The sequence below is a fragment of the Streptomyces sp. enrichment culture genome, from assembly GCF_964272895.1.
In the GTDB taxonomy this organism is placed as follows: domain Bacteria; phylum Actinomycetota; class Actinomycetes; order Streptomycetales; family Streptomycetaceae; genus Streptomyces.
In genome coordinates this window covers 2374156-2397983 of record NZ_OZ186832.1, presented here as the reverse complement: position 1 = coordinate 2397983, position 23828 = coordinate 2374156, and the positions used below count along the sequence as shown (strand labels likewise).

Here is a 23828-nt window from a genome sequence, read left to right as displayed (position 1 = left end):
GCGGCCAGGGTGGGGCGCGCGACCGGCGTCTGCCGGGCCGGTCCCCTCCCGGCGGGCTGCCCGGCCGCGGTCACGTCACCGCCCCCGGCGCCGTCGGGTCCGCGTCCGTCAGCTGCGGCAGCAGCTCCGCGTGCTCGTCCTCCGGCACCTGCTCCCCGGAGGCCGGCAGCAGCTGCGGGATGCCGTCCACGATCGGATAGCGGCGCCGCAGCCGCGGGTTGTACAACGCCTCACCGGCCGGCAGCAGGTGCAGCGGGCCCTTGTCGAGCGGACAGGCGAGGATCTTCAGCAGCGGGTCGTCGGGCTTCACGGTGGGGTCAACTCCTTGGCGCCGAGGTGCGGTCGGGGAGGGGTGTCGTGCTTGGGCATGGACAGCAGCACGCTCACGGCGAGGCAGATGCCGGACAGCCGCAGGGCGAGCCGCAGCGGGTCGTTGGGCAGGGCCTCGCCGAAGGACAGGGAGCCGAGGACGGCCGTGTACAGGGACGTCACGGTCGTGCACACCGGCACGATCAGCGACGCCCGGCAGCGCTGCAGCGCCGCCTGCGACATGACGAGCCCGAACGCGCCGGTCAGCAGCAGCAGATACGGGTACGGGGAGCGCAGCACGCCCGCGACCGCCTGGCCCGGCGCACTCGCCGACAGATAGCCGGACACGCCCTTGATGGCCAGCGAGCTCACCCCGTAGAGCAGGCCGACCGCCACGCCGTACTCCACGCCCGCGGTCGGCATCCGGTGCCGGCGCGCGGCCCGGCGCTCGGCGGAGCGGTACAGCCACACCCCGCCCGCCAGCGACGGCACGCACACCAGCAGCACCAGCGGGTAGGGCGCGGAGCGGCCCACGGTCTCCGAGCCCTCGTCCAGCGACAGCACCACCATCAGCAGCGCGGCGAGGATCGCGGCCAGCGCGTACCGCTCGCGCCCGCTGGTCTCCTCCTGCAGCAGCCGCGCCGACAGCAGCACCAGCAGGACGAGGCCGGACACGAAGATGCCCTGCGCGGCGGCGATCGGCAGGGTCCGGTAGACCACGAGCTGGGCCCCGAACCCCGCCGCGAGCGCCAGTGCCCCGGCGATCCACAGCGGGCTGCCCAGCACCTGCCGCAGCAGCCGCGCCGGACGCCGCACCGACACCTCCGGCATCCGCCCCAGCGCCCGCTTCTCCAGCACGAACCCGCCGCTGTACAGCAGGTTCGCCAGCAGGGCCGCGGTCACTCCCCACCACACGGGCGTCAAGTCCTTCGCGCGTGCAGCAGCAGGATCGAGGCGAGCGACGGCCGGGCGCACGCCAGCCGGTCCAGCGCGCGCAGCGGACGCGGTACGCCGTGGAAGGGGGCCCCTTGCAGCCGTACGACCTCGAAGCCGGACGCGGCGACGAACTCCCGCAGCGCGCGGGCCGTGTACAGCCGCAGATGCCCCACGACCTCCCGGCCGGGGCGGCCGTGGATCGCGCGCAGGCTGACCTCGGAGAACACCGGCTGCACCCCGGCCAGCAGCAGACCGCGGTTGTACCAGGCGGCCAGGTTGGGGGTGGACAGCATCAGATGGCCGCCGGGGCGCAGGACGCGGCGCAGTTCGTCGAGGGCGGCGTCCGGGTCCACGAGGTGCTCGACGACCTCGCTGAACAGCACCGCGTCCGCCGAGCCGTCCCGGAACGGCAGCCCGCCGCCGGTGAGTTCGCCGCGCACCGCGTACGGCAGCCGGGTGCGGGCGCGCTCGAGGGCGTCCTGGGACCAGTCGACGCCGATCAGGCGGTGGCCGGTCAGCAGGGGGGCGGCGGTGGCGGCGGCGGTGCCGTCGCCGCAGCCGATGTCGAGGATCGTGCGGGGGGCGGGCGTGGCCGGGCCGATCGCCGCCGCCAGCATGCGGGCCTGGCGCAGGGAGCGGGCGCTGCCCGAGGCGACCGGCACGGCGGGGTTCTCGTAGAAGTCGCGCAGGTCCTTGGGCGGCGGGGCGGTGGCCGTCATGCGGTGACCTCCGTGGTGTGCAGGTGCTGCTCGAAGAGCTCGCGCAGGCGGGCGCCGTCGGCGGGGCCGAGCAGGGTGCGCGACCAGCGCAGGGCCAGATGCAGGCGGCCGGCGGTGGAGGCGGTGGTGACGGTGAGGCCGCGGGGCATGCGCGCGGGGGCGGAGAACCACACCGCGTGCGCCGTGCCGCCGTCCTCGCCGAAGTCCAGCGGGTAGGGGATGCGGCCGATGTTGCTGAGGAGGGTGGTCGAGGTCCAGGGGGCGGCGGCCCGGCGCAGGCCGCGGGTGAGGGCCGCCCGCCAGGCGACCGGGGTGACGGGCTTGGTCAGCAGGGCCGCCCCGTGGCCGAGTTGGGGGCGCGGCCGGGCCTTCAGGGCGCGGGTGCGGGTCGCCGTGCGGTGCAGGAGATCCGGCATGGGAAGGGCCAACTCCGCCGGGTCCACCGTGACTTCGACCAGGCGGGTGCCGTTGCCGATGGGCATCGTGGCGTCCCGCGGGCGGTCGTCCACGGGCATGGTGATGCGCAGGGGGCGCGGGCGCGCGCCGTGTTCGCGGTTCCAGTCGGCGAGGGTCAGGGCGGTGGTGACCATCAGCTGGTCGTTCACCGTGTACGGGGCTCCCTTCGGGCGGTGCGGGAGGGGGAGGTCGGCGACGAGGAGGCCGTTGCCGGGGGAGGGCTCGGGGGTGCCGGGGGCCACGCGGGCGGGTCTGCTCCAGGTGGAGGGGGCGGGGGGCGGGGGTGCCGGCTCCTGGGTGCGGCGGGGCGGGGCCGGGGTCGCGGGGGAGTTGTCCCGGCCGCCGTACAGCTCCGCCGCGGTGGCGAGGACCCGCAGGCAGGCGGGGCCGTCCAGGGCGGTGTGGTTGAGGGTGAGGATCAGGACGGTGGCGGTGCCTCGGGCGGCGGGGGCGTCGGCCTCCACCACCTCCAGCCGGATCGGCGGTGACGCCGTCAGCGCAGGCGCACAGGCCAACGCCCGTGTTCTCGCGTCCCGTAGGGCGTTCTCCCCGGGCTCGGGGAAGGTCACCACCTCCACGTCCGGGCCGGCCGTCAGTTCCCACTCGTAGCGGCGGCGGTACCAGGGGCCCGGCGCCTCGCGCATCAGGATGCGGGGGTGCTCGTTCAGGGCCTCGTGGAGGGCCTTGCGGAGGCGGGCGCGGTCGAGGCGGCCCGGCAGGTGGACCTCGATGTGGACGGTCTCCGGTTCGTCCTCCTGGAGGCAGTGGCGGGCGATCTCGTCCACGACCGGGAAGGGCACCCGAGTCGTCATGCCCGGCCTCCCTTCGGGCGCCGGGGCAGTGGCGGCGGCAGCTGCGCCGTGTCGCCGTCGTGTCCGCCCCCGGCGTCCGGCCGCCGCTCCCGTACGCTCACCAGCGCCGCGAACAGGGCGAGCAGCGCGAGGAGTTGCGCCGCCCGGCCGAAGGCGCCGTGCCCCTCGGCCACCGGCTCCCCCGCCCCCGTCGCCGCCGCGAGGCCCGCCGCCGTGAAGGAGGCGAGGGCGAGCGGTACGAGCAGGGCGTGGCGGCGGTGCGCCAGCAGGGCCAGCACCGGCACCAGCAGGGCGAACCAGCCGGCGACCACCGCGGCGGCCAGCGTCAGCGCGACCGTGCCGAGCCAGAACCCCGGCGCCAGCGGCACCGGCTGCGGCGCGTCCGGGTTCTCGGCGCGCCGGCGCCACAGCACCAGGCCGACGAGCACCGCGACCCCCGCACCGCTGCCGATCAGCGCGGCCTCGTACGTGGTCGACGGCTCGTAGGACAGCTTCACCGTGCCGCCCTCTCCCGCCGGGATGCGCCAGCCCTGCTGCCAGCCGTCCAGCCGGACCGGGGTGAGCTCCTCGCCGTTCAGGGTGGCCTTCCAGCCGTCGTTGTGGTTCTCGTACGTCGTCAGGTACGAGGCCGCGCCCGAGCCGACGGTCACCTCGCGGCGGTCGCCCAGCCAGTCCCGTATCCGCAGCTCACGCCTCTCGGCGGACGGCTCGCCGAGCCGGCCGCGGGTAAGGGTGACGTCGGTGAGCAGCAGCGGGCCGGTGTCGGCGGAGTCCAGGCGGTGCGTGCCGCGGGACAGCTCCAGGGACCCGGCACCGCACAGCGTCACGTCCACCGCCCGGTGCCGGGTGAGGTCCAGGACCCGGCCGGACACGCTCGTCTCGTACGTCCGGCCGTCGACCGCGACCCGCGGGCCCTTCCCGCACGGCAGGGAGAAGGCGCGCCGGGGGTCGGGCTGCGGGGAGCGGTAGCGGTCCAGGGACGGGACGTACGCCTCGGTCAGGCCCACCGGCAGCTGGAGGTCCTCGTCGACGACCGGGTTGTGCAGGGTGAGCGGGGCCGTCTCGGTGATCGTGATGTCCAGGCGGTCGGTGGTGATCGCCGGGAACCGCACCCAGCCGTTCTCGTCGACGGCGGCGACCGCCGCGCCGTCCGGGGAGCTGAGGTGGACCTGGGTGGGCCGGGTGGTCAGTCCGCCGGCCGGGGCCAGCACCAGCTCGTTCACCGGCTGCTTGTCCGGCCAGCGCAGATGGACCGTCGGCCGGTCCCCGGCGATCCAGGCCGTGGTCAGGTCGCCGTCGGTGAGGTTGCGCGCCGACAGGCCCACGCCCAGCCGGGCCGTGGAGTCGGCGGTCGCGGTGATCCGGCCCGCCTGGTCGGGCGCCACCTCGTACAGCAGCCGGTCCAGCTGCTCGCCGGGCACGGGGACCGCGCTCGCCCGCACCTGGTGGGCGCCGGACGCCTGCACGGTGAAGGTGCGGTGCAGCCCGGACTCCATGCCGGTCGGGGAGACGCTCGCCGGGTCGGCGGCCCGGTGCAGGGAGACGAGGTCGGCGGCCGAGCCGGGGCCCTCGGCGTCCGTGGGCAGCCGCAGCGAGCGGGTCACGGTCACGCCGGGCAGGTCGATCTCGGAGAAGCCCGCACCGGCGAGCCCGGCCCGCCGCTCCACCGAGCCGAGGATCGTCAGCCGCATCCAGTCCGTGGGACCGTTCAGCGCCCTGACGCTCTGTGTGCTGCCGTCGGGGCGCAGATAGCTGGTCGCCGAGCCCCGCTCGGTCTCCACCCGCACCTTCACCGGCGCCGCCCGCACACCGTCCTGCGGCAGCGGCGTCACGTCGAACGACGACGGCATGTCGTACGAACCGGAGAACCCGATGCGCAGCCACTGCCCGTCGGCCGAGCCGTCCGAGCCCTCCGCCCACGCGGTGTCCGGGTCGCCGTCGAAGGCGTTCACCGGGTCGAACTGCGGCAGATGGAAGAACCAGCTGCCGTAGGAGGACGCGGTCACCGAGCGGGCGCCGCGCAGCTCGGCCACCGTCTGGTGGTCGATGCCGGTCATCGGCAGGATCTGGTGCGGCTTCTCGCCCGGATCCTGATAGGCGTCGGGCGCGTTGCGCTCGTCGCGGGTGTACGTGTACGAGGTGTTGGCGTTGACCAGCCCGAACCGGGTGTCCGCGCGGCGCAGCCCGTCCCCGGTGATCCGGAGCGGCGGGGTGCCGAGCCCCGGATGGCCGTCGCCGGTGAGCACGCTCGCCCGGCCGCGCAGACGGTCCGCGAGCGGCAGCAGCGCCTCCGGCCCGCCGGACACCTCGGCGGTGTCCGCGACCGCCGTCAGCCCGGCCTGTCCGGGCCGCGGGACGGCCTCGTCGCGGGGCCGGTAGATCTCCACCGCCCGCACCCGCGGGTACAGGCCCTCCACCTGGAGCGGGGTGTCCTCGGCGATCCTGCCGACGGTCGTGACCGGACCGAGCCCGGTGACCCGCTCGTAGCCGGACTGCTCCAGGGTCCGCTTCACGGTGGTGGTCGGGGTGTGGCCGATCTGGTCGGGGTCGAGGTCGTTGCGGACGACCACGTAGTACAGCCCGGCCCGGCTCAGGTAGTCGGCCAGGCCCGGCACTTCGCCGCCGGTGCGCAGCGCCTGCTCCACGGCGTCCATGGCCCGCCGGTTGCCGGGGGTGCCGAAGGGCACGTAGTCGCGCTGCGCCCAGCGGGACTCGGCGACCACGTCGAGGGGCTGGTCGATGGTCGAGCCCCACGTGTGGACGCCGTGCGCGGTCGCCGGGACGACCAGCGCGCGCGAGTCGGGCGAGTACTTCTCCAGCCAGGCGGCCGTCGCCTTCCAGTACGCGGGGATCTCCCGGAACGAACCCGGATTGAGGATCGACCCGTTGAGATACGGCCACACCAGTCCCGGCAGCACCAGCACCGCCGCCACCAGCGGCAGCGCCCGGCGCCCGCGCACCGCCCGCGCCCCGCGCGGCTCGGCGGCCACCGCGACGAAGTGGGCGAGCCCGAGGGTCAGGGCGAGGGCCACGCCGGTCTGGAACTTGTAGATGTTGCGGAACGGCGCCAGCGCCCCGTCCAGCCAGTCCTGCACGGTCCCGTGGAACGGCGCCCCGAACGCGCCGCCGTACCCGGCGAGCAGCACCAGCGCGCACACCAGCACGGTCAGCACCAGCCAGCGCCGCTCCGGCAGATCCCGGCGCGCGAGCCCGGCGAGCCCGAGCCCGGCCGCCAGCGCCGAGCACACGATCACCACGACCGCCGACACCACCGTCCACCCGGCCGGCAGCCACGCCTCGCCGAAGTGCAGATACGCCACCCAGTTCCCGGCGCCGCGCAGCGCCTCGGTGGCCGACATGGTCTCCGTCGTCGTCTGCGAACTCTCCACGTACGGCAGGAAGTTCTCGCCGTACGCGCCGAGCAGCAGCAGCGGGATCCACCACCAGGCGGTGGCCACGGTCATCGCGGGCACCCACCAGGCGATCAGCTTGCGCCGCCGGGGCCCGGCCGGCCGGGACAGCAGATACAGGCCGACGGGGAGCAGGGACGCCAGGGTGGAGACCGCGTTGACGCCGCCCATGAAGGGCACGAGCAGCGCCGAGCGCAGCGCGGCCACCCGCGCCGAGTACCGCTCGTCCGCCAGCGGCAGCAGCACCCACGGCAGGAACGCGCCGGGCAGCGCGGCCGCCGACGTCGAGCCGACGACGATCGTGAACACCGGCCACAGCGCGTACGCCGTCGCCCCGAGCAGCCGGGAGGCGCCGTTGCCGACGCCGAGGCGCTCCGCGAGCCGTACGGCTCCCCAGAAGGCGACGGTCACCACCAGCGACAGCCACAGCCGCTGCGTCAGCCACACCGGCACCTCGGCGGCGCGGAACACCCAGTGGAAGGGCAGCATCGGCCACAGATAGCCGACGTACTGATCGGAGATCCCGCCGAAGCCGCCCCGGTCGTGCCACAACTGGCCCAGGTCGGCGAGGAACTGGCCGGGGTCGGTGGTGACACCGAGCTTGGTGTCGAACGTCTGCCGACCCGGCTGCACCGCGAGGAACAGCACGAAGACCACGGCCCAGAACCCCAGCAGCCAGCGCCGGGACCGGGGGCCCTCGGGCGGGTCGGGCGTGGTCGCGGTGGTGGGGACGGCTGCCGGGGGAGGAGCCTGCACCGTGGTCGTCATGGGGCGCACCGCCGGAGGATGAGAAGGAGGTTCCAGGTGGCTGTCTCGCGCAGGCCGGGCACCTTGACGACGGCCTCCGCGAGAAAGGGCCAGTACCGTGAGCGCGCCGCGACGACCTCGACGTCGTCCCGCGCCCGCACCTGTCTGAGGGTCGGCCCGATGTGCACGGCGAACAGGTTCTCGCCGAGCGTGTGCTTCGCCGGGCGTCCGGTGCGGCGGCGATACCGCTCCCTGGCCCGCTCGGCGCCCAGATAGTGCCAGGGCGCCCACTCGTGACCGCCCCACGGGGACAGCCAGTTGGTGAACGACACGTAGATCAGCCCGCCGGGCCGTGTCACCCGCACCAGCTCGCTGAGGAACGTCTGCGGATCGGCCACGTGCTCCAGCACGTTGGAGGAGAACGTGACGTCCGCGGCGGCGTCCCGCAGCGGCAGCAGATACCCGTCGGCGACGACGGCTCCCTCGGGCGGCTCGACGCCGAGTTCGCGCACGTCGGGCTCGAAGAGGAAGGCGTCCGCGCCGCGGCGCCGGAACTCCTCGGTGAAGTACCCGCTGCCCCCGCCGACATCGACGACGGTCCGGCCGTGGACGGGCCCTCCGTACGCCTCGACCTGGTCGACGGCATCGCGGGCGAGCAGCGAGTAGCAGTACTCGGGGTCGTCCTGCTCACGGAGGAAAGCCCGGAAGAGAGCGACGGAACGCTTGAGGGAAGGGTCCTTCCACGTCCCCGAGGGGCGCGGGGCCGTGTCTGACCTGCGGCTGCCGCCGCGCGAGCGCGACCAGCCACGGCGATGCCGCAGCCCGCTCACGGCGACCAACCCCGAACGGCCTCCGCCGCCACCGCCCGGAACTGCCGCACCGTCCGGTCCCACCGGTACTGCGCCGCATGATCCCGAGCCGCCTTGCCCATCCGCTCCCGGCGCTCGGCGGCCAGCGCCAACGCGCACCACGCAGCCGCGAACGACGACTCGCCGGCCGCGAGCACACCGGTCTCACCGTCCACGACCGAATCCCGAAGCCCGGGCACGTCGAAAGCGACCGCCGGGGTCTCCCGCACCGCGGCCTCCGTGACCACCAGCCCCCATCCCTCCACGGCCGAGGGATGCAGCAGCAGCCACGCCGCGCACAGCAGCCGGTGCTTCTCGGCCTCGGAGACATGCCCGGCGAACGTCACGCCTGCTCCCGCGAGCCGCTCCAGCCGCTCCCGTTCGGGCCCGTCGCCGACGATCACCAGCCGTCCGCCGGTCACGGGCCGCACCCGCTCCCACAGCCGCAGCAGCAGGTCGATCCGCTTGTACTCGACGAGCCGCCCGACGGCGACGAACAGCGGTTCGGCCGAGCGCCCGGTGTGCGGCCCCGGCTCCTCGACCCCGTTGTGCACGACCCGGATCCGTTCCCGCTCCACGCCGATCCCGCGGAGCGCCTGCGCGGTGGACGGCGAGACGGCGACGAGCAGCCCGCTGCCGCGGGCACCGGTCAGCGCCCAGTGCTCCAGGCGGCGCCCGAGCCGGGCCGCCGGTGCCAGCGGACCGCCGAAGCGCATCGGCCACAGGTCGGTGTGGACATGGTTGACCAGGCACAGCGTCGGCCCTCTGTGCCACAGCGGCGACAGATAGGGCATGCCGTTGCACACCTCCACCAGCAGGTCGGTCTCGCCGACCTGACGGGCGAAGGCGGACCTCGCGCGCAGATAGTGGCCGTAGGTGCCGCCCGCCGAGACGACCCGGTAGTCGCGGTAGGCCGCGGGGCCGCCGCACAGCAGGGTGACCTGGTGGCCGAGGCGGCTGAGGCCGTCGGCGAGCCGGTCCACGAGCAGCTCGGAGCCGCCGGCGGACGGGTTTCCGAGGTCACGGTGGGCGAGGAAAACGATGCGGCGCGGGAAGGGGGGCGGCGCCGAGTGGTGCTGCTGCCGGGGGAGTGCGGCGCGCAGCCTGGAGGGCACGTGCTGGGGCATCGGTGCTCCGACTCGTCTCAGGGTGCGGAACTCAGCGTGGGGAAGTGGGGCTGTGGGGGGACTGAGCCCTTCGTACGAGGGGTGTGTGGACGACCTGTGGTGGGGTGGGTTCGACAGTTTTCGCGCAGCCGTTCGCCACGGCTACTCACCGGGGTGACAAATTCGACGGTTGTCAGAGCTGACGTCATGTCATTTCGTGAGCCCGCGGAGAGGTGCCCGGGAAATAGGCGGACGAATTGCGCCACTGTTCCGCAAATCACAACGGTGACTCTTGACTGTCTGTCAACGGCGTGTCGACACTGGGCGCACTCAGAGCCGGGCTCTGAAGCAGGGGTGGGACGACCTTTCGGAAACCTTTCGGACCCGGAGAGGCTGACCCTGCGATGTCCAGACTGCTCGCCGCCACCGTCACCGTCGTGACCGCCGCCGCACTCGCCGTGGGCGCCGCGCTCGGTGTCGTCGCCCTGCTCGAAGCAAGCCCCGAACAGCCGAACACCCCGCTGATCACCTACGAGCAGGCCGGTGAGGGGAGCGCCCCGTGACCGTCCACTCCACCGCCGTCGCCCCGCGCTCCGCCTGGCACGACGTGCCGCGGCTCCAGGTGCGCCGGTTCGCCGCGATCGCCCTCGCCGAGGCGCCGGACCTCGCCCAGGAGATCATGCGCGAGATCCGCCGCGAGTACCCCCATCTGCCCGTCGTCCTCGACGACAACGGCGAGCCCATGGCGCTCGTCGGCATCCGCCGCGCCATCGAGGTCTTCGTCCAGCACCTGGAGAGCGCGGACCACTCGGCCGGCCGCCCCACCGTGCCGCCGGACGTCTTCCACGACTTCGGCCGTGGCGAGGGCCTCGGCGGCCGCAGCCTGGACTCCCTCCAGGCCGTCTACCGCATGGGCGTACGGCTGGCCTGGCGCCGCTTCGCCGACATCGGCCAGCGCGTGCAGATCCCGCCACCCGCGATGTACGAGCTGGTCGACGCGGGCTACGAGTACCTCGACGGCCTCGTCGACCAGTCCGTGCGCGGCTACGCCGAGGCCGCCGCCCGCCAGGCCGGGGAACGCCTTCGCCTTCAGCGCCGGCTCATGGAACAGCTCCTCGCCGACCGGCACCGCGGCGACGGCGCCGACGCCCTCGCCGACCGGGCCGCCCGGGTCGGCTGGTCGCTGCCCGGCCGGGTCGCCGTCGGGGTGCTGCTGCGCCCGGCGCGCGAGGCGGTGGCGCCCGCGGTCGGGCAGGAGGTGCTGCTCGACATGGAGTACGAGCAGCCGCGCATGGTCGTCCCCGAACCCGACGCGGCCGGCCGGCGCGACCTGCTGCACCGGGCGCTGGCCGGCTGGGCGGGCGCGATCGGGCCGCCGGTGCCGCTGGCCGACGCGGCGAAGTCGCTGCGCTGGGCCGAGGCCGCCGTACGCCTGATGGAACGGGGGCTGCTGCCGGCCGGAGAGGTGGTGTTCTGCACCGAGCACACCGAGGCCCTCGTCCTGCTCCAGCCGGAAGAACTGATCGACGACCTGGCCCTGCGCTGCCTGGCGCCCCTCGCCCACTGCGGCCCCACCCACGGCCGGCGGCTCGCCGAGACGTTACTGGCCTGGCTGGAGACCCGCGGCGGAGCACCCGAGGTCGCCGCCCGCCTCGGCGTGCACCCCCAGACCGTCCGCTACCGCCTGCGTCAGATCCGCGAACTGTGGGGGGACGAGATCGACGACCCCGACCGCCGCTTCGAACTGGAGCTGGTCCTGCGCGCCCAGCGTCTCAGGGGGCGTCTGGGGGAGACGGCCTGATCCGGCGCGGCGGCCCCGAGCGGCGCAGGCGGCACCGTCCGCCTGCCGCCGGGGCATTGCCGCGGCAAACCGAGTGTGAGTAGCCTGTGTTCGTCATACCGATCGGCTGTTGAAATTTCGAACACAGACCTGCAAGGGAGGGGGCCGACGTGGGACGCCTCGTGCCTGCCGTGACCCGGGCTCTCGACATACTCGAGCTCTTCCTCGACGGGGACGGCACGCTCTCCGCCCCCGACATCGTGCGCAAGCTGCAGCTGCCGCGCACCACCGTGCACGAGCTGGTCACCACGCTCGCCGCCCGCTCCTACATCGTCGCCGTGCCCGGCCAGCCCGGCCGCTACCGGCTCGGTGTCCGCCCGTACCAGCTGGGCAGCCGCTACGCCGAACAGCTCGACCTGGCCGCCGAGGGCCAGCAGGTGGCCCGCGCGGTCGCCGAGACCTGCGACGAGACCGTGCACGTGGCGATCCTGGAGGGCACCGACGTCATCTACATCGCCAAGGTCGACTCCACCCACGCCGTACGGATGGTCTCCGCGGCCGGCCGCAAGCTGCCCGCCCACTGCACCTCCGTCGGCAAGATGCTGCTGGCCTCCCTTCCCGAGCAGGAGCTCGCCGCGCGCCTGCCCGACGGCGCCGAGCTGGTCGCGATGACCCCGAACAGCATCACCGACCCGGCCGCTCTGCGCGAGGCCCTTGCCGAGATCCGCGCCCGCGGGCTCGCCGTCGAGAGCCGCGAGTCCAACCCGGACGTCTCCTGCGTGGCCGCACCGGTCCGCGACCGCACCGGGCAGGTCGTCGCCGCGCTGTCCATCTCCGTGCCCATGATCCGCTGGAGCGAGGAGCGCCGCGCCGAGCTGGAGCAGCTCGCCGTCAAGGGCGCCGCCGAGCTGTCCGAGCGGCTCGGCCACCGGAGCGCGGTATGACGGCGTGCGAGGTCGCGGTCCGCGCACAGGCGGCGCTCGGCGAGGGCCCCACCTGGGACGCGGCCGCCGGGCGGCTGATCTGGGTCGACATCCTCGGCTCCCGCGTGCACACCTACGACCCGGTGACCGGCCGGCGCACGGTCCGCCGCACCGAGCAGCACGTGGGCGCGGCCAAGCCGCGGGCCGGCGGCGGGCTGGTCCTGAACCTGCGCGACGGCGTCGGCCTGGTGGATCCGGGCGGTTCCTTCCGCTGGCTGCACCGGGACGTCGTCGCCGGGCGGAGGGGCAACGACGCCGCGGTGGCGCCCGACGGCTCCCTGTGGGCGGGCACCATGCGCTACGACGAGGCACCCGGCGGCGGCACCCTGTCCCGCTTCACGGGGGACGGCGCGGCCGAGACCGTCCTCGACTCCGTCGCCGTCAGCAACGGCACGGGCTGGAGCCCCGACGGACGGCTCATGTACTACATCGACTCCCCGACCCGCCGCATCGACGTCTTCGACTTCGCCGAGGGCCGGGCCTCCGGGCGCCGGCCCCTGGTGGAGATCGAGGAGGACGCGGGCTTCCCGGACGGGCTGACGGTCGACGCCGACGGATGTGTGTGGGTGGCCCTGTGGGACGGGGGAGCGGTACGGCGGTACACGCCGGACGGCGTCCTGGACAGGGTGATCCCGCTGCCGGTGAGGCGTCCGACGGCCTGCGCGTTCGGCGGCGCCGACCTGACCGACCTGTACATCACGTCGGCCTGTACGGGACTGCAGGCGCCGAGCCCGCTGTCGGGTTCGGTGCTGGTGATTCCGGGGGCGGGCAAGGGCGTGGAGCAACCTGCTTTCGCCGGGTGAGTCGAGTTGCCCGCGGGCGTGGGCGCGCGGGGCGGACTACAGGCCCACCCGCTTCCTCTCCTCCACCGTCAACGGCGGCCCGCTCAGCGCCGGTCTGAGCGGGCCCACCACAGCCGCCAGCACCACACTCGGCGCGAGCAGCACCTCGCCACCCCGCTCCAGCGACGTCACATCCGTCACCCGGCGGGCGATCCGCCCGTTCCCCGTGGCGGTGAGCAGCAGCCGCCCGACGTACGCCGACACGCACCGCTCCCGCAGCGACGGCCCCGACTCGGTGGCCCCCGGATAGAACGCGTCCTGGGTCACGGCGAGGTCCCACGCCGCGCCCACCGGCCGGGCCACCGCCCGCTGCACCCGGCGGGACAGCCCGGGCGTGCCCCAGCCCCGACGCCGTACGACCTCCCGCAGGGCCACGGCACTCTGCGCGGCCACGGACATCCCGTGCCCGTAGAGGGGGTTGAGCGCGGCGAGCGCGTCGCCGAGGACCACGAAGTTCTCCGGCCACCTGCGCAGCCGCTCGTAGTAGTGGCGGCGATTCCCCGTGGTCCGCGTGAAGGCGACCTCCGTCAGCGGTTCGGCGCGCTCGATCAGGTCGGCGATCAGCGGGTGGCGCAGCTCCTCGCGGGCGAAGCGGACGAAGTCGCCGGCGTCGGGCGAGGGGGTGCCGCCGCGGGTGCCGGAGAGGGTGACGAGCCAGCGGCCGTTCTCGACGGGCAGCAGGATGCCGTTGCGGCCGGGGCCGCCGGCACGCGGGTCGGGCTGCACATTGCAGACGGGGAAGCCGTCGCGGGCCCGCTCGGGGGCGCGGTAGAGGCGGCTGGCGTAGCCGAGGCCGGTGTCGACCTCCCGGCGCTCGGCGGCGGGCAGCCCGAACGCCCGCAGCCAGCGCGGAGCGGCGGAGCCGCGGCCGGTGGCGTCGACGACCAGACCGGCCCCGAGGATGCGTTCCGTGCCGTCGGCGCACGAGCGGACCCGTACGCCGGTGACGGCCGCGCCCGTGCCGGTGAGGCCCAGCGCCTCGGTGCCGTCGAGGAGTCGGATCCGCTCGTCGGCCAGGACGCGGGCGCGGACCGTCGCGTCCAGCAGGTCGCGGCCGGCGAGGATCGCGTGGTGGGACTCGGGCCAGCGCCGGAACCAGCCCTGCGCGGAGAGGGCGACGATGCCCGTGGTGACCGGCATCCGGTGGGCCCCGGCGGCGCGCAGCGCGGCGGTGACACCGGGCAGCAGCTCCTCCATGGCCAGGGCGCCCCCGGACCACAGCACATGGGCGTGCCGGGCCTGCGGCAGCCCCTTGCGCGGCCGGGGGCCGGCGGGCAGCACATCGCGTTCGACGACGACGACCCGGTCGACGAGGCCGGCCAGGGCGCGGGCGGCGAGCATGCCGGTGTGGGACCCTCCGAGGACCACGGCCGTTCGCCGGTCGGAGGGGGTGGAGCGTCCGGTCATGCGCGGGCACGCTCCGCGGGGACCGCCGCGCGGGCGCGCACCGCGTCGAGCTCGGCGGGCCGGCGCAGGGCCTGGGAGACGGCCTGGATCTCGCGCATCAGATACGTGGTGTCCGCCGAGCCGGTGCCTTCTGCCTCCGGCGCGCGCCTGCGGGTCTCCACGGCGTCCAGCAGCGTCACGGCGGCGGCCAGCGCCTCGGCCCGCTCCGGTGCGAGGCCGAGGTCGAGGGCGGCGGCACGGGAGCGGGTGCGCAGATCCTCGTCGAGATAGCGGGACAGCTGGAGCAGGGCGTCGCGGATGAACGTCTCGCGGCGGATCAGGCGCAGCTCGCCCGTGGCGCGGAGGTTGAAGGGCTCGCGGCCGCCGGAGACGGAGCGGGTCAGCAGGTACAGCGGCCGCAGCCGCCGGCGCAGGGTGCGCAGCCGCCAGTTCTCCTGGAGGTACTGCCCGGCGTGCGGGACGATGAAGCCGACCGCGACCAGGGTGGCGGCCAGGCAGGCGGCGATGGGCGCCACCGAGGTGCTCAGCCAGTCCAGGTCCCGCCCTGTCCAACGGGCCGCCACGGCGGTCAGCTTGGCCGCGTCGAACAGCAGGTTCGTGGTGTAGCCGACGGCGAGCAGCCGCAGGCCCCAGCGCAGCCAGGCGTCCAGTCGGTCGGTGCGGATCCAGTTCCAGATCAGCCGGGCGGTGACCGAGCAGGCCAGGGTGTGCGCGACGAGGTAGAGCAGGATCTGCTCGCGCATGAACGGGGTGGTGGCGTAGTACGTGTCCAGGTCCCGTGTCCGCTCCACGGGGGCGTCCGCGAGCGCGAACAGGATCCACAGACCGGCGACCACACCCGCGTAGACGGTGACGACCCGGCGGGTCGCCCTGCGGGTGGCGGCCGCCTCCCCGGGGCCGTTGCGCCAGGCGACGATCAGCAGCAGCCAGGACGCGCACAACGCGGTGATCAGCGAGTACACCCAGGGCGCCGCGATGTTGGGCACGCCGGTGACCCGGTTGACCCAGGAGATCGTCGAGGGGGCCGCGAAGACGAACACCGCGCAGCCGAACAGCAGCAGTCCGCCGACGGCGCGCAGCAGCGGGTCCCGCCACATCTTGACGATGCTGGGGAGTTTGATCGCCAGCGCGGCGGCCAGCACGACCGTCGGCAGCCAGAACGAGACATCCAGATCGGTCAGCATCCGGGACGCCTCCAGCGCGAGCGGCGCCGGTCTCCCGGCCGTCTGCGCCACAGGGCTGTACATCACCGCGCCGAACCTCCGCGTCCCCGGTACCCCATGGACCGCTGGACCGGGTCCAGGGGTTGCTGTGCGCCCCGGCCGGTCAGCAGGGGCTGGAAGGCGGCGGCGAGCCGGTGGCCGAAGTCGTCGGCCTGCGCCTCGTCGGCCTCGCGGGAGCCGTTGCGCGCGGCGACGGTCAGCGCGGAGCCGCCGCCCCAGCCGGCCAGGGCCCGCGCGGCGGTCGCCTCGTCCACCCCGTGGTGATGGCGGTGCCCGGCGTGCAGATGCCACAACTCATGGCCCAGGATGACCAGTTGCTGGCTGGCCTCGGCCCGCTCCTCCACGATGACCAGGTCGAAGTCGTGGAACTCCACGCACAGCCCGGTGACTTCGATCTCGTCGGGAAACCGCTCGAAGCGCAGTTCGACGGGCCGCCCGCCGCGCAGCGCGGTCATCTCCTCGCACAGGATCCGGCACAGCTCGCGCACGTCGGCGGGGGGCCGGGGCCTGGCTCTCAGGGCCGCGGACAGCTCGCGGGCGAGCCCGCGCATGGCGGAGGACGGTCCCGGCCGCCGCAGCGCTCCCGCGATGCGGGCCGCCTTCCGTCGCGCCCCCGCGATGTCCATCGCGCCCCCTTCCCCCGCCGTCCGGCGGGCTGTTCGAGCCTACGCGTGCGCGGCAGCCCGCGCCATGCCGATCCGCGACGGTCGTTCGTGTCCAAACCATTGACGTGCACGGCCGGGGAATCTACGGTCCCGTTCGAAGTTACGAGCGCCATCCGAGATTTCGAACATCACTGTTTCGAGCCACCGTTTCGCACCACCGGCCCGCACGGCCGGATCGTCGAACAAGAACGTAAGGGCAGGGCTATGGGACGACCTGGCCTGAATCGCAGGCACCTACTCGCCGGCGCGGGCGCACTGGCCGTCGCCGGCAGCTTCGGCTTCGCCGCGCTGGGCACCGGGGCCGACGCGCTCGCCTCCGGCGCGGACACCCGCGTGCGCTACTGGAACCTCTTCAGCGGCGGCGACGGCTACAACATGATCGCGATGCTGGACGCGTTCCGTAAGGACAACCCCGGCATCGACGTGAAGGACTCCACCCTCCAGTGGGGCAACCCCTTCTACACCAAGCTCGCCATGGCGGCCGCCGGCAACCGCGCCCCCGACCTGAGCGTCATGCACCTCGGCCGCGTCACCGGCTTCTCACCCGGCCGCCTCCTGGACCCCTTCGACGTCGGCCTGCTCGCCCGGTACGGCGTCCACGAAAGGGACTTCAACCCCACCCTGTGGAAGCGCGCCGTCATCGACGGCAAGCTCTACGCGCTGCCGCTCGACATCCACGTCCAGCTCTGCTTCTACCGCAAGGACGTGCTGCGGAAGGCCGGACTCCTCGGCGACGACGGCCGGATGGTGCCGGTCACCTCCACCACCGAGTGGTTCGACGTCCTGAAGAAGGCGAAGAAGGCCACCAGGCCGGGCCTGCAGACCGTCGGCACGTGGACCAACGACCAGAACTTCCAGTGGTGGTTCTTCGTCGCCTTCTACACCCAGCTCGGCGGCACCTGGTTCACCGCCGACAACACCGAGGTCACCTTCGACCCCGACAAGGCCGTCCAGGTCCTGGAGTTCCTGAGGCAGCACGTCACCGACGGCTACACCGTGCCCGGCGCCCCCACCGGCGAACAGTTCATCAACGGCGCCCCCTTCACCTGGGAGGGCAACTGGTCCGTGCCGGTCTTCTCCGGCATGGAACTCGACTACGGAGCCACCCCGCTGCCCCCCGTCTTCGGCAAGCAGGCCACCCACGCCGAGGCCCACGCCTTCGTCCTGCCCCACCAGTCCGGCCGCGGCGGCGCCGGCAACGACGCCGCCCACCGCCTCGCCGCCCACATCGTCAAGAACGCCCAGGCATGGGCGGCCGGCGGCCACATCCCGGCCTACACACCCACCCTGTCCTCGCCCGCGTACAAGGCGCTGAACCCGCAGAGCGAGTACGTCACCGCGATGGACCACCAGGCCACCGAACCCAAGGTGTGGTTCGCCGGCTCCACCGGCGTCCTCGCCCAGGACCTCGGACCCGTGGTCGTCTCCTCCACCATGGGCTCCGCCAAGCCCGACGCGGCCGCCCGCCGCATGCGGAGCCGGCTCACCGCCCTGCTCGCGAGCAAGAACCCCATGGACGGCAGGACCGCCGCCGAGGGAGGTGCGGTCGCATGACGACGACCGGCGCAGAGACCGTCATCGTCCCGGCGCGCGCGAGGACCGCCGCCGCCGGCGCCACGCTCCGCCGCGGGCAGGGCTTCCAGCACGGCGGCTGGTTCGTCGCCCCGTTCCTCGCCCTGTTCGCGCTGTTCGTGATCTGGCCGCTGCTGCGGGGCGTCTATCTGAGCTTCACCGACGCCAACATCTCCGGCGAGGGCGCGAGCTTCGTCGGCCTCGACAACTACCGCGAGGCCCTGAACGACCCGATGATGTGGGAATCCCTCGGCCACAGCGCGTACTTCACGCTCATGGTCGTCCCCTGCATCACCGTCCTCGCCTTCCTCCTCGCGATGCTCGCCCACCACATCGAGCGCGCCAAGTGGCTGTGGCGGCTGTGCTTCTTCGCCCCGTTCCTGCTGCCCTCGACGGTCGCCGCGAACCTGTGGCAGTGGCTGTTCAACATCGGCACCGGCATGATCAACCATGTCTTCGGTCTCGACACACCCTGGCTGACCGACAAGTCGTACGCCATGATCGCCATCGTCATCGAGACCCTGTGGTGGACCGTCGGCTTCAGCTTCCTGCTCTACCTCGCCGCCCTCCAGGGCATCCCCGGCCACCTCTACGAGGCCGCCAAGCTCGACGGCGCCAACGCCTGGCACCGCATGGCCCACATCACCCTGCCGATGCTGCGCAACATCACCGGGCTGGTCGTCGCGCTCCAGATCCTCGCCTCGCTGCAGCTCTTCGACCAGGCGGTGGTGATGATGGACTTCGGGCCCGGACCGGAGAACTCGACCCGCTCCTTCGTCCAGTACACCCTCGAACAGGGCTTCACCAGCTACCGCGTGGGCTACGCCTCCGCCATCTCCGTCATCTTCTTCGTGATCATCGCGGCCGTCGCCCTCGCGCGGATGTGGCTGCTGCGCAACCGTGAGGAGGGCGGCCGATGAGCAGCGCCGCATCACAGCACCGCAGGCCCTGGACCCCGAGCCAGATCGTCCTCACCCTCCTCGGAGCCGCCGTCTCCGCGGTCTTCCTCGCCCCCTTCGCCTGGGCGCTGCTCACCTCCCTCAAGACGGAGACCGAGGCCGTCGAGGTGCCCCCGCACTGGCTGCCGCGCGAGTGGACCGGCCAGGCGTGGAAGGCCCTCTTCGAGACCGGCAACATCACCAACTGGTTCGTGAACTCCCTGGTGGTGTCGGTGTGTGTGACGACCGTCGTCCTGGTGGTCAGCGCCCTCGCCGGGTACGGCTTCGCCCGCACCGAGTTCCGTGGCAAGAACGTGCTGCTCGGTGTGGTCATGGCGGGCCTGATGATCTCCCCGGCGGTGCTGGGCGTGCCCCTGTTCACCACGGTCCAGCAGATGGGCATGGTCGACACCTACTGGGGCATGATCCTGCCCCAGTGCGCGCCCGCCGCCATGGTCTACATCCTCTACAAGTTCTTCCAGGGCATCCCGCGGGAGCTGGAGGAGGCCGCCTTCATCGACGGCGCGGGCCGTTGGCGGGTCTTCTTCACCATCGTGGTCCCGCTGGCCCGCCCCTCCCTCGCGGCGGTCGGCATCTTCACCTTCATCGCGTCGTGGAACAACTTCCTGTGGCCGTACATGGTCACCAACAACCCCGACCTGATGACGATGCCCAACGGCATCGCGACCGTCATGAACTCCTACGGCATCCAGTGGGCCCAGCTGATGGCCGGCGGCCTCATGGCCGGCCTGCCCCTGATCGTCGTCTTCGTCTTCTTCCAGCGTCAGATCGTCGCGGGCGTCGCCCACACCGGATTGGCAGGACAGTGACCGTGCGCAGATCGCTCATCGCCGTCACCTCGGCGGCTTTCATGGCCCTGATGCCCAACGTGGCCCAGGCGGCCGAGAGCTACCCCGACCCCCGCCCGCTCACCGGCCAGCAGATCATCCACGACCCGACGGTCATCCGCCTCAAGTCGGGCGGCTACGCGGCCTACTCCACGGGCGGCATCATCGGCGCCCGTCTGTCGCAGGACGGCAGGCACTGGGCCGACGCCGGCAACGCCTTCGCCGAGCCGCCGGGCTGGTGGTACGAGTACAACGACAAGGCCGACCCCTGGGCCCCGGACATCTCCTACCGCGACGGCAGGTACTGGCTCTACTACGCCGTCTCCTCCTGGGGCAGCAACCACTCCGCGATAGGCGTGGCGACCTCGCCCTCCGGTCTCCCCGGCACCTGGACCGACCGCGGCAAGGTCTTCAGCTCCGAACGCACCGACACCTGGAACGCCATCGACCCGGCGATCATCACGTCCCACGGCAGGCTCTGGATGTCCTTCGGCTCCTACTGGTCGGGCATCCGCATGGTCGAGCTGGACCCGGAGACGGGCAAGGCGGTGCAGGGAGCCACGGTCCACCACCTGGCGACCCGCCCCGACCTCCCGTACGCCGTCGAGGGCCCGTACATCGTCAAGCACGGCCGCCACTACTACCTCTTCGCCTCCTACGACGCCTGCTGCTCCGGCGTGAACTCCACCTACAGGATCAAGGTGGGGCGCTCCACGTCGGTGACGGGCCCGTACCTCGACAGCACGGGCAAGCCGATGCTGGAGGGCGGCGGCGACCTCGTCCTGGAAGGCCACGGCAGGTTCATCGGCACGGGAGGCCAGTCGGTCTTCAAGGACCGGGGCCAGGACTGGCTGGCGTACCACTACTACGACGCCGAGGACAACGGCACGCCGAAGCTGGGCCTGAACAGGCTGGATTGGACAAAGGACGGTTGGCCGGACGTGGCTTAGGAGCGCGGGGAACTGCGCGACAAGCCACCCACAAGCCGCACCCGACAACACACCGAAAGGACCCCATGCGCACCGCCCGCTTCACCCTCGACCCCGCCTTCACCGTCGCCGAGGTCAACCCCCGCCTCTTCGGCTCCTTCGTGGAACACCTCGGCCGCTGCGTCTACACCGGCATCTTCGAACCCGACCACCCCACGGCCGACGCCGAGGGCCTCCGCCAGGACGTCCTGGACCTCGTCCGCGAACTGGGCGTCACGGCCATCCGCTACCCGGGAGGCAACTTCGTCTCCGGCTACAAGTGGGAGGACTCGGTCGGCCCCGTGGACGAGCGGCCCCGCCGCCTCGACCTCGCCTGGCGCACGACGGAGACCAACCGCTTCGGCCTGTCGGAGTTCATCGCGTTCCTGAAGAAGGTCGGCCCCCAGGCCGAGCCCATGATGGCCCTGAACCTCGGCACGCGGGGCGTGGCCGAGGCGATAGAACTCCAGGAGTACGCCAACCACCCCTCGGGCACGGCACTGTCCGAGCTGCGCCGGAGCCACGGCGACAAGGACCCCTTCGGCATCAAGCTGTGGTGCCTCGGCAACGAGATGGACGGCCCCTGGCAGACCGGCCACAAGACGGCGGAGGAGTACGGCCGTATCGCCGCCGAGACGGCGAGGGCCATGCGCCAGATCGACCCGTCCGTGGAGCTGGTCGCCTGCGGCAGCTCGGGCCAGTCCATGCCCACCTTCGCCGCCTGGGAGGCGACAGTCCTGAAGGAGACGTACGACCTGGTCGACTACATCTCCCTGCACGCCTACTACGAGCCGCTGGACGGTGACGTCGACTCCTTCCTGGCCTCGGCCGTGGACATGGAGTCGTTCATCGAGAACGTCGTCGCCACCTGCGACCACATCGGCGCCCGCCTGAAGTCGAAGAAGAAGATCAACCTCTCCTTCGACGAGTGGAACGTCTGGTACCTCTCCCGTACCGAGGCCGAGGTCAGCGCCCTCGACTGGCCCGAGGCCCCGCGGCTGCTGGAGGACAGCTACAGCGTCACCGACGCCGTGGTCTTCGGCTCGCTCCTCATCGCCCTGCTCCGGCACGCCGACCGCGTGACGGTCGCCTGCCTCGCCCAGCTCGTCAACGTCATCGCCCCGATCATGACCGAGCCCGGCGGCCCGGCATGGCGGCAGACGACCTTCTTCCCCTTCGCCCAGGCATCCAGGTACGGCCGCGGCGAGGTCCTGGACGTCCGTGTCGACTCCCCGACGTACGAGACGAAGAAGTACGGCGAGGCCGACCTGCTGCACGCCACCGCCGTGCGCGCCGAGGACGGCACGGTGACCGTCTTCGCGGTCAACCGCAGCCGCACGGACTCCCTGCCGCTGGAGGTCACCCTGGGCGCCCTGGGCGTCTCGGAGGTCGTCGAGCACAGCACCCTCGCCGACGCCGACCCCGACGCCCGCAACACCCTGGACGACCCCGAGCGGGTCACCCCTCACCGGACCGAGGGCACCGCCCTCCGGGACGGCCGCCTCACCGCCGTACTGGAGCCGCTGTCCTGGAACATGATCCGGCTGGCGTAGCCGGGGACCGTCCCCACGGGACCGGGGGGCGGTGCGGCGAGGGCGACGCCGCACCGACCCCCGGGTCCCGTCTACGCTGACCGCGATGAACAGACGACGCCAGAAGAAGCTGACCAGCCGCCTGGTCATGGCAGCGATCCTCGGTGAGCAGGCGGAGGTGAAGGCGCTTCTGCGGGCGGGAGCCGACCCGCAGGCCCCGAACACGGAGGGAACGACGCCGCTCTACGCCGCATCCGTGCATGGTGACACCGCCACCGTCCGCACCCTGCTGACGGCGGGCGCGAACCCCGACACCGAGAGCGGCACCGGATCCGAGGGCACCCCCCTGTGCGGTGCCGCCTGCTGGGGCCACACCGAAACGGTCCGCGAACTCCTCGCCCACGGCGCGGACCCCAACCTCCGCGAGGACGGGGGAACCGGCCTGAGCCCCCTGGCATGGGCCCTCAACGGCCCGCACCAGGAGACCGCCGACGTCCTGCGGGCCGCGGGCGCCCGGGACGACGTGGAGGCGAAGCCGGAGCGCCCTTGAGGCGAGCTGTGGAAGCACGACACTGGCAGAGAAGCGGGCGGCCCCGACGGTCACTTGGCGGCGTACGTGAGGAAGTCGCCCCAGGCGGCGGGGGAGAGGGCGAGGCGGGGGCCTGTCGTGTTCTTGGAGTCGCGTACGTGGATGGTGGCGGGGGTGAGGGCGACCTCCACGCAGTCGCCGGAAGCGCTGCTGCTGTAGCTGGACTTGCGCCAGGAGAAAGCGACCTCCACACAGTCATCGCCGGAACCGCCGCTGTAGCTGCTCTTGAACCAGGCCAGGTCGCTGGTGCTCATAGCTCTCCTCGCATCCGCTGCAACAGGCTCAGGGAGTCCTTGAGAGTGAGAGCCTGTGAGCGCATCCTGGCATACCGCATCTGGAGCATGCTGACCACCTTTGGGTCAGCGATGAACTGGCCGCTTTCCTGCCCCTCGCAGTAGGCGAACCACTGGTTCTCCGGAGTCTCCAGCAGTCGCACGGGACCGTCCAGCCCCGCGTGGGTGTCCTGCTCCGTCGGCATGATCTGGATCTCCACGTTGCGCAGTTCGGCGATCTCCAGCACATGGCCGATGAGTTCCCGCGTGACCTCCAGCCCGCCCGTGCGCCGCCGGAAGAGGTGTTCCTCCAGGATGAATGCGAACGCTGTGTTCGGCCGCTCCCGCAGTAGCCGCTGCCGTTCCGCCCGCGCCATCCACTGCGCCTCGATCTGCTCGTCGCTCAGTGGCGGCAACTGGTTCGTGAACAGCGTCCGCGCGTACGCCTCCGTCTGCAACAACCCTGGAATCAACCGGCACTCATAGGTGTACAGCGCGTTCGCCACCTGCTCCATCCGAGCCCACTGCCGGAACCACGCCGCCAACCCTGGCTGCCGGGCCAGATGCGTCGCCGCCCTCCGTACCGCCCCGGTGTTCCCGGTTGCCTCCTCCGTGCCCTCCACGAACGCCGCATCCGGCATCCGGCGGCCCAACTCCACGGACGCCACCGTGTGTTTGGAGTAGCCGACCCGTTCGCCCAGCTCCTCCCGGCTCAACCCCGCATGCTCCCGCAGGGCCTGGACCATCGCCCCGAACGTCCGCATGCTGTCCGACGACTCGGGCTCGCCGCCCGTCCCCACCGCACCCTCGACCACCATCGGTCACCTCCCGCGCATATGGTCACGGGCAGTCACCAGTACTGTCCA

General features: G+C 72.8%; 22 protein-coding genes. 10 read left to right on the top strand and 12 right to left on the bottom strand.

Going from position 1 to position 23828, the window contains the following annotated elements; genetic code table 11:
* Nucleotides 1-70: 70 nt before the first annotated feature.
* From ACSU6M_RS10900 to ACSU6M_RS10870, 7 genes are read right to left on the bottom strand one after another with little or no spacing between them, the layout of a single operon-like run.
* Nucleotides 71-310: a Trm112 family protein gene (locus ACSU6M_RS10900; RefSeq protein WP_437069112.1), complete on the bottom strand. Its 240-nt coding sequence runs from the start codon at nt 308-310 to the stop codon at nt 71-73.
* Complete coding sequence (locus ACSU6M_RS10895) at nt 307-1212, bottom strand: DMT family transporter (protein WP_437075098.1); 906 nt, start codon at nt 1210-1212, stop codon at nt 307-309. The genes ACSU6M_RS10900 and ACSU6M_RS10895 overlap by 4 nt, the downstream gene beginning before the upstream one ends.
* Before the next feature lie 17 nt (nt 1213-1229).
* Nucleotides 1230-1964, bottom strand: a complete 735-nt coding sequence (locus tag ACSU6M_RS10890; protein WP_437069110.1) for a methyltransferase domain-containing protein — start codon at nt 1962-1964, stop codon at nt 1230-1232.
* Nucleotides 1961-3232 (bottom strand): condensation protein, encoded by a 1272-nt coding sequence (locus ACSU6M_RS10885; RefSeq protein WP_437069108.1) that lies wholly within the window; start codon nt 3230-3232, stop codon nt 1961-1963. Before ACSU6M_RS10885 ends, ACSU6M_RS10890 begins: the two co-directional genes overlap by 4 nt.
* A complete protein-coding gene (locus tag ACSU6M_RS10880) occupies nt 3229-7410 on the bottom strand; it encodes an alpha-(1->3)-arabinofuranosyltransferase domain-containing protein (RefSeq protein WP_437069106.1) in 4182 nt (1393 codons plus the stop codon). Before ACSU6M_RS10880 ends, ACSU6M_RS10885 begins: the two co-directional genes overlap by 4 nt.
* On the bottom strand, nt 7407-8219 hold the full coding sequence (locus ACSU6M_RS10875) for a class I SAM-dependent methyltransferase (RefSeq protein ID WP_437069104.1): 813 nt from the start codon (nt 8217-8219) through the stop codon (nt 7407-7409). Before ACSU6M_RS10875 ends, ACSU6M_RS10880 begins: the two co-directional genes overlap by 4 nt.
* Nucleotides 8216-9364: a glycosyltransferase family 4 protein gene (locus ACSU6M_RS10870; RefSeq protein WP_437069103.1), complete on the bottom strand. Its 1149-nt coding sequence runs from the start codon at nt 9362-9364 to the stop codon at nt 8216-8218. Before ACSU6M_RS10870 ends, ACSU6M_RS10875 begins: the two co-directional genes overlap by 4 nt.
* A 383-nt stretch (nt 9365-9747) precedes the next feature.
* Here ACSU6M_RS10870 and ACSU6M_RS10865 point away from each other — a divergent pair, with 383 nt between their 5' ends.
* The 4 genes from ACSU6M_RS10865 to ACSU6M_RS10850 all read left to right on the top strand — a co-directional run bounded on the left by ACSU6M_RS10865 (nt 9748) and on the right by ACSU6M_RS10850 (nt 12909).
* Nucleotides 9748-9906 (top strand): hypothetical protein, encoded by a 159-nt coding sequence (locus tag ACSU6M_RS10865; protein WP_437069102.1) that lies wholly within the window; start codon nt 9748-9750, stop codon nt 9904-9906.
* Nucleotides 9903-11144, top strand: coding sequence for a helix-turn-helix domain-containing protein (locus ACSU6M_RS10860; RefSeq protein ID WP_437069100.1), 1242 nt, complete (start codon nt 9903-9905; stop codon nt 11142-11144). The genes ACSU6M_RS10865 and ACSU6M_RS10860 overlap by 4 nt, the downstream gene beginning before the upstream one ends.
* Nucleotides 11145-11293: 149 nt before the next feature.
* Nucleotides 11294-12067: an IclR family transcriptional regulator gene (locus ACSU6M_RS10855; RefSeq protein ID WP_437069098.1), complete on the top strand. Its 774-nt coding sequence runs from the start codon at nt 11294-11296 to the stop codon at nt 12065-12067.
* The gene (locus ACSU6M_RS10850) at nt 12064-12909 is read left to right on the top strand and encodes an SMP-30/gluconolactonase/LRE family protein (protein WP_437069097.1); all 846 of its coding nucleotides are present in this window, start codon (nt 12064-12066) and stop codon (nt 12907-12909) included. The genes ACSU6M_RS10855 and ACSU6M_RS10850 overlap by 4 nt, the downstream gene beginning before the upstream one ends.
* Before the next feature lie 36 nt (nt 12910-12945).
* Here ACSU6M_RS10850 and ACSU6M_RS10845 read toward each other — a convergent pair whose 3' ends face one another.
* The 3 genes from ACSU6M_RS10845 to ACSU6M_RS10835 form a co-directional block, all read right to left on the bottom strand.
* On the bottom strand, nt 12946-14289 hold the full coding sequence (locus tag ACSU6M_RS10845) for a pyridine nucleotide-disulfide oxidoreductase (RefSeq protein ID WP_437075096.1): 1344 nt from the start codon (nt 14287-14289) through the stop codon (nt 12946-12948).
* A 62-nt stretch (nt 14290-14351) separates the two neighbouring features.
* Complete coding sequence (locus ACSU6M_RS10840; protein ID WP_437075094.1) at nt 14352-15539, bottom strand: MAB_1171c family putative transporter; 1188 nt, start codon at nt 15537-15539, stop codon at nt 14352-14354.
* A 62-nt stretch (nt 15540-15601) separates the two neighbouring features.
* Nucleotides 15602-16204, bottom strand: coding sequence for a toxin-antitoxin system, toxin component family protein (locus ACSU6M_RS10835; protein ID WP_437069095.1), 603 nt, complete (start codon nt 16202-16204; stop codon nt 15602-15604).
* 243 nt (nt 16205-16447) lie between these two features.
* Here ACSU6M_RS10835 and ACSU6M_RS10830 point away from each other — a divergent pair, with 243 nt between their 5' ends.
* From ACSU6M_RS10830 to ACSU6M_RS10805, 6 genes are all read left to right on the top strand, one after another.
* Complete coding sequence (locus tag ACSU6M_RS10830) at nt 16448-17797, top strand: extracellular solute-binding protein (RefSeq protein ID WP_437069093.1); 1350 nt, start codon at nt 16448-16450, stop codon at nt 17795-17797.
* Nucleotides 17794-18735: a carbohydrate ABC transporter permease gene (locus ACSU6M_RS10825; protein ID WP_437069092.1), complete on the top strand. Its 942-nt coding sequence runs from the start codon at nt 17794-17796 to the stop codon at nt 18733-18735. Before ACSU6M_RS10830 ends, ACSU6M_RS10825 begins: the two co-directional genes overlap by 4 nt.
* A complete protein-coding gene (locus ACSU6M_RS10820; protein WP_437069090.1) occupies nt 18732-19583 on the top strand; it encodes a carbohydrate ABC transporter permease in 852 nt (283 codons plus the stop codon). The genes ACSU6M_RS10825 and ACSU6M_RS10820 overlap by 4 nt, the downstream gene beginning before the upstream one ends.
* Nucleotides 19580-20551 carry an arabinan endo-1,5-alpha-L-arabinosidase gene (locus tag ACSU6M_RS10815; RefSeq protein WP_437069088.1) on the top strand — a complete coding sequence of 324 codons (972 nt, stop codon included), beginning with the start codon at nt 19580-19582 and terminating at the stop codon, nt 20549-20551. The genes ACSU6M_RS10820 and ACSU6M_RS10815 overlap by 4 nt, the downstream gene beginning before the upstream one ends.
* 65 nt (nt 20552-20616) lie before the next feature.
* A complete protein-coding gene (locus ACSU6M_RS10810) occupies nt 20617-22122 on the top strand; it encodes an alpha-N-arabinofuranosidase (protein WP_437069086.1) in 1506 nt (501 codons plus the stop codon).
* A gap of 85 nt (nt 22123-22207) precedes the next feature.
* Nucleotides 22208-22651: an ankyrin repeat domain-containing protein gene (locus ACSU6M_RS10805; RefSeq protein ID WP_437069084.1), complete on the top strand. Its 444-nt coding sequence runs from the start codon at nt 22208-22210 to the stop codon at nt 22649-22651.
* A gap of 50 nt (nt 22652-22701) precedes the next feature.
* Here ACSU6M_RS10805 and ACSU6M_RS10800 read toward each other — a convergent pair whose 3' ends face one another.
* Nucleotides 22702-22944: a DUF397 domain-containing protein gene (locus tag ACSU6M_RS10800; RefSeq protein WP_437069082.1), complete on the bottom strand. Its 243-nt coding sequence runs from the start codon at nt 22942-22944 to the stop codon at nt 22702-22704.
* Entirely contained in the window at nt 22941-23780 is an 840-nt protein-coding gene (locus ACSU6M_RS10795) for a helix-turn-helix domain-containing protein (protein WP_437069081.1), read from the bottom strand. The genes ACSU6M_RS10800 and ACSU6M_RS10795 overlap by 4 nt, the downstream gene beginning before the upstream one ends.
* Between the last annotated feature and the right edge of the window lie 48 nt (nt 23781-23828).

Coding starts and splice junctions, on each gene's coding strand:
- ACSU6M_RS10805 (WP_437069084.1), top strand. CDS start 22,208: ATGAACAGACGACGCCAGAAGAAGCTGACCAGCCGCCTGGTCATGGCA.
- ACSU6M_RS10800 (WP_437069082.1), bottom strand. CDS start 22,944: ATGAGCACCAGCGACCTGGCCTGGTTCAAGAGCAGCTACAGCGGCGGT.
- ACSU6M_RS10825 (WP_437069092.1), top strand. CDS start 17,794: ATGACGACGACCGGCGCAGAGACCGTCATCGTCCCGGCGCGCGCGAGG.
- ACSU6M_RS10830 (WP_437069093.1), top strand. CDS start 16,448: ATGGGACGACCTGGCCTGAATCGCAGGCACCTACTCGCCGGCGCGGGC.
- ACSU6M_RS10840 (WP_437075094.1), bottom strand. CDS start 15,539: ATGCTGACCGATCTGGATGTCTCGTTCTGGCTGCCGACGGTCGTGCTG.
- ACSU6M_RS10795 (WP_437069081.1), bottom strand. CDS start 23,780: ATGGTGGTCGAGGGTGCGGTGGGGACGGGCGGCGAGCCCGAGTCGTCG.
- ACSU6M_RS10880 (WP_437069106.1), bottom strand. CDS start 7,410: ATGACGACCACGGTGCAGGCTCCTCCCCCGGCAGCCGTCCCCACCACC.
- ACSU6M_RS10885 (WP_437069108.1), bottom strand. CDS start 3,232: ATGACGACTCGGGTGCCCTTCCCGGTCGTGGACGAGATCGCCCGCCAC.
- ACSU6M_RS10870 (WP_437069103.1), bottom strand. CDS start 9,364: ATGCCCCAGCACGTGCCCTCCAGGCTGCGCGCCGCACTCCCCCGGCAG.
- ACSU6M_RS10865 (WP_437069102.1), top strand. CDS start 9,748: ATGTCCAGACTGCTCGCCGCCACCGTCACCGTCGTGACCGCCGCCGCA.
- ACSU6M_RS10820 (WP_437069090.1), top strand. CDS start 18,732: ATGAGCAGCGCCGCATCACAGCACCGCAGGCCCTGGACCCCGAGCCAG.
- ACSU6M_RS10850 (WP_437069097.1), top strand. CDS start 12,064: ATGACGGCGTGCGAGGTCGCGGTCCGCGCACAGGCGGCGCTCGGCGAG.
- ACSU6M_RS10845 (WP_437075096.1), bottom strand. CDS start 14,289: ATGCTCGCCGCCCGCGCCCTGGCCGGCCTCGTCGACCGGGTCGTCGTC.
- ACSU6M_RS10835 (WP_437069095.1), bottom strand. CDS start 16,204: ATGGACATCGCGGGGGCGCGACGGAAGGCGGCCCGCATCGCGGGAGCG.
- ACSU6M_RS10890 (WP_437069110.1), bottom strand. CDS start 1,964: ATGACGGCCACCGCCCCGCCGCCCAAGGACCTGCGCGACTTCTACGAG.
- ACSU6M_RS10810 (WP_437069086.1), top strand. CDS start 20,617: ATGCGCACCGCCCGCTTCACCCTCGACCCCGCCTTCACCGTCGCCGAG.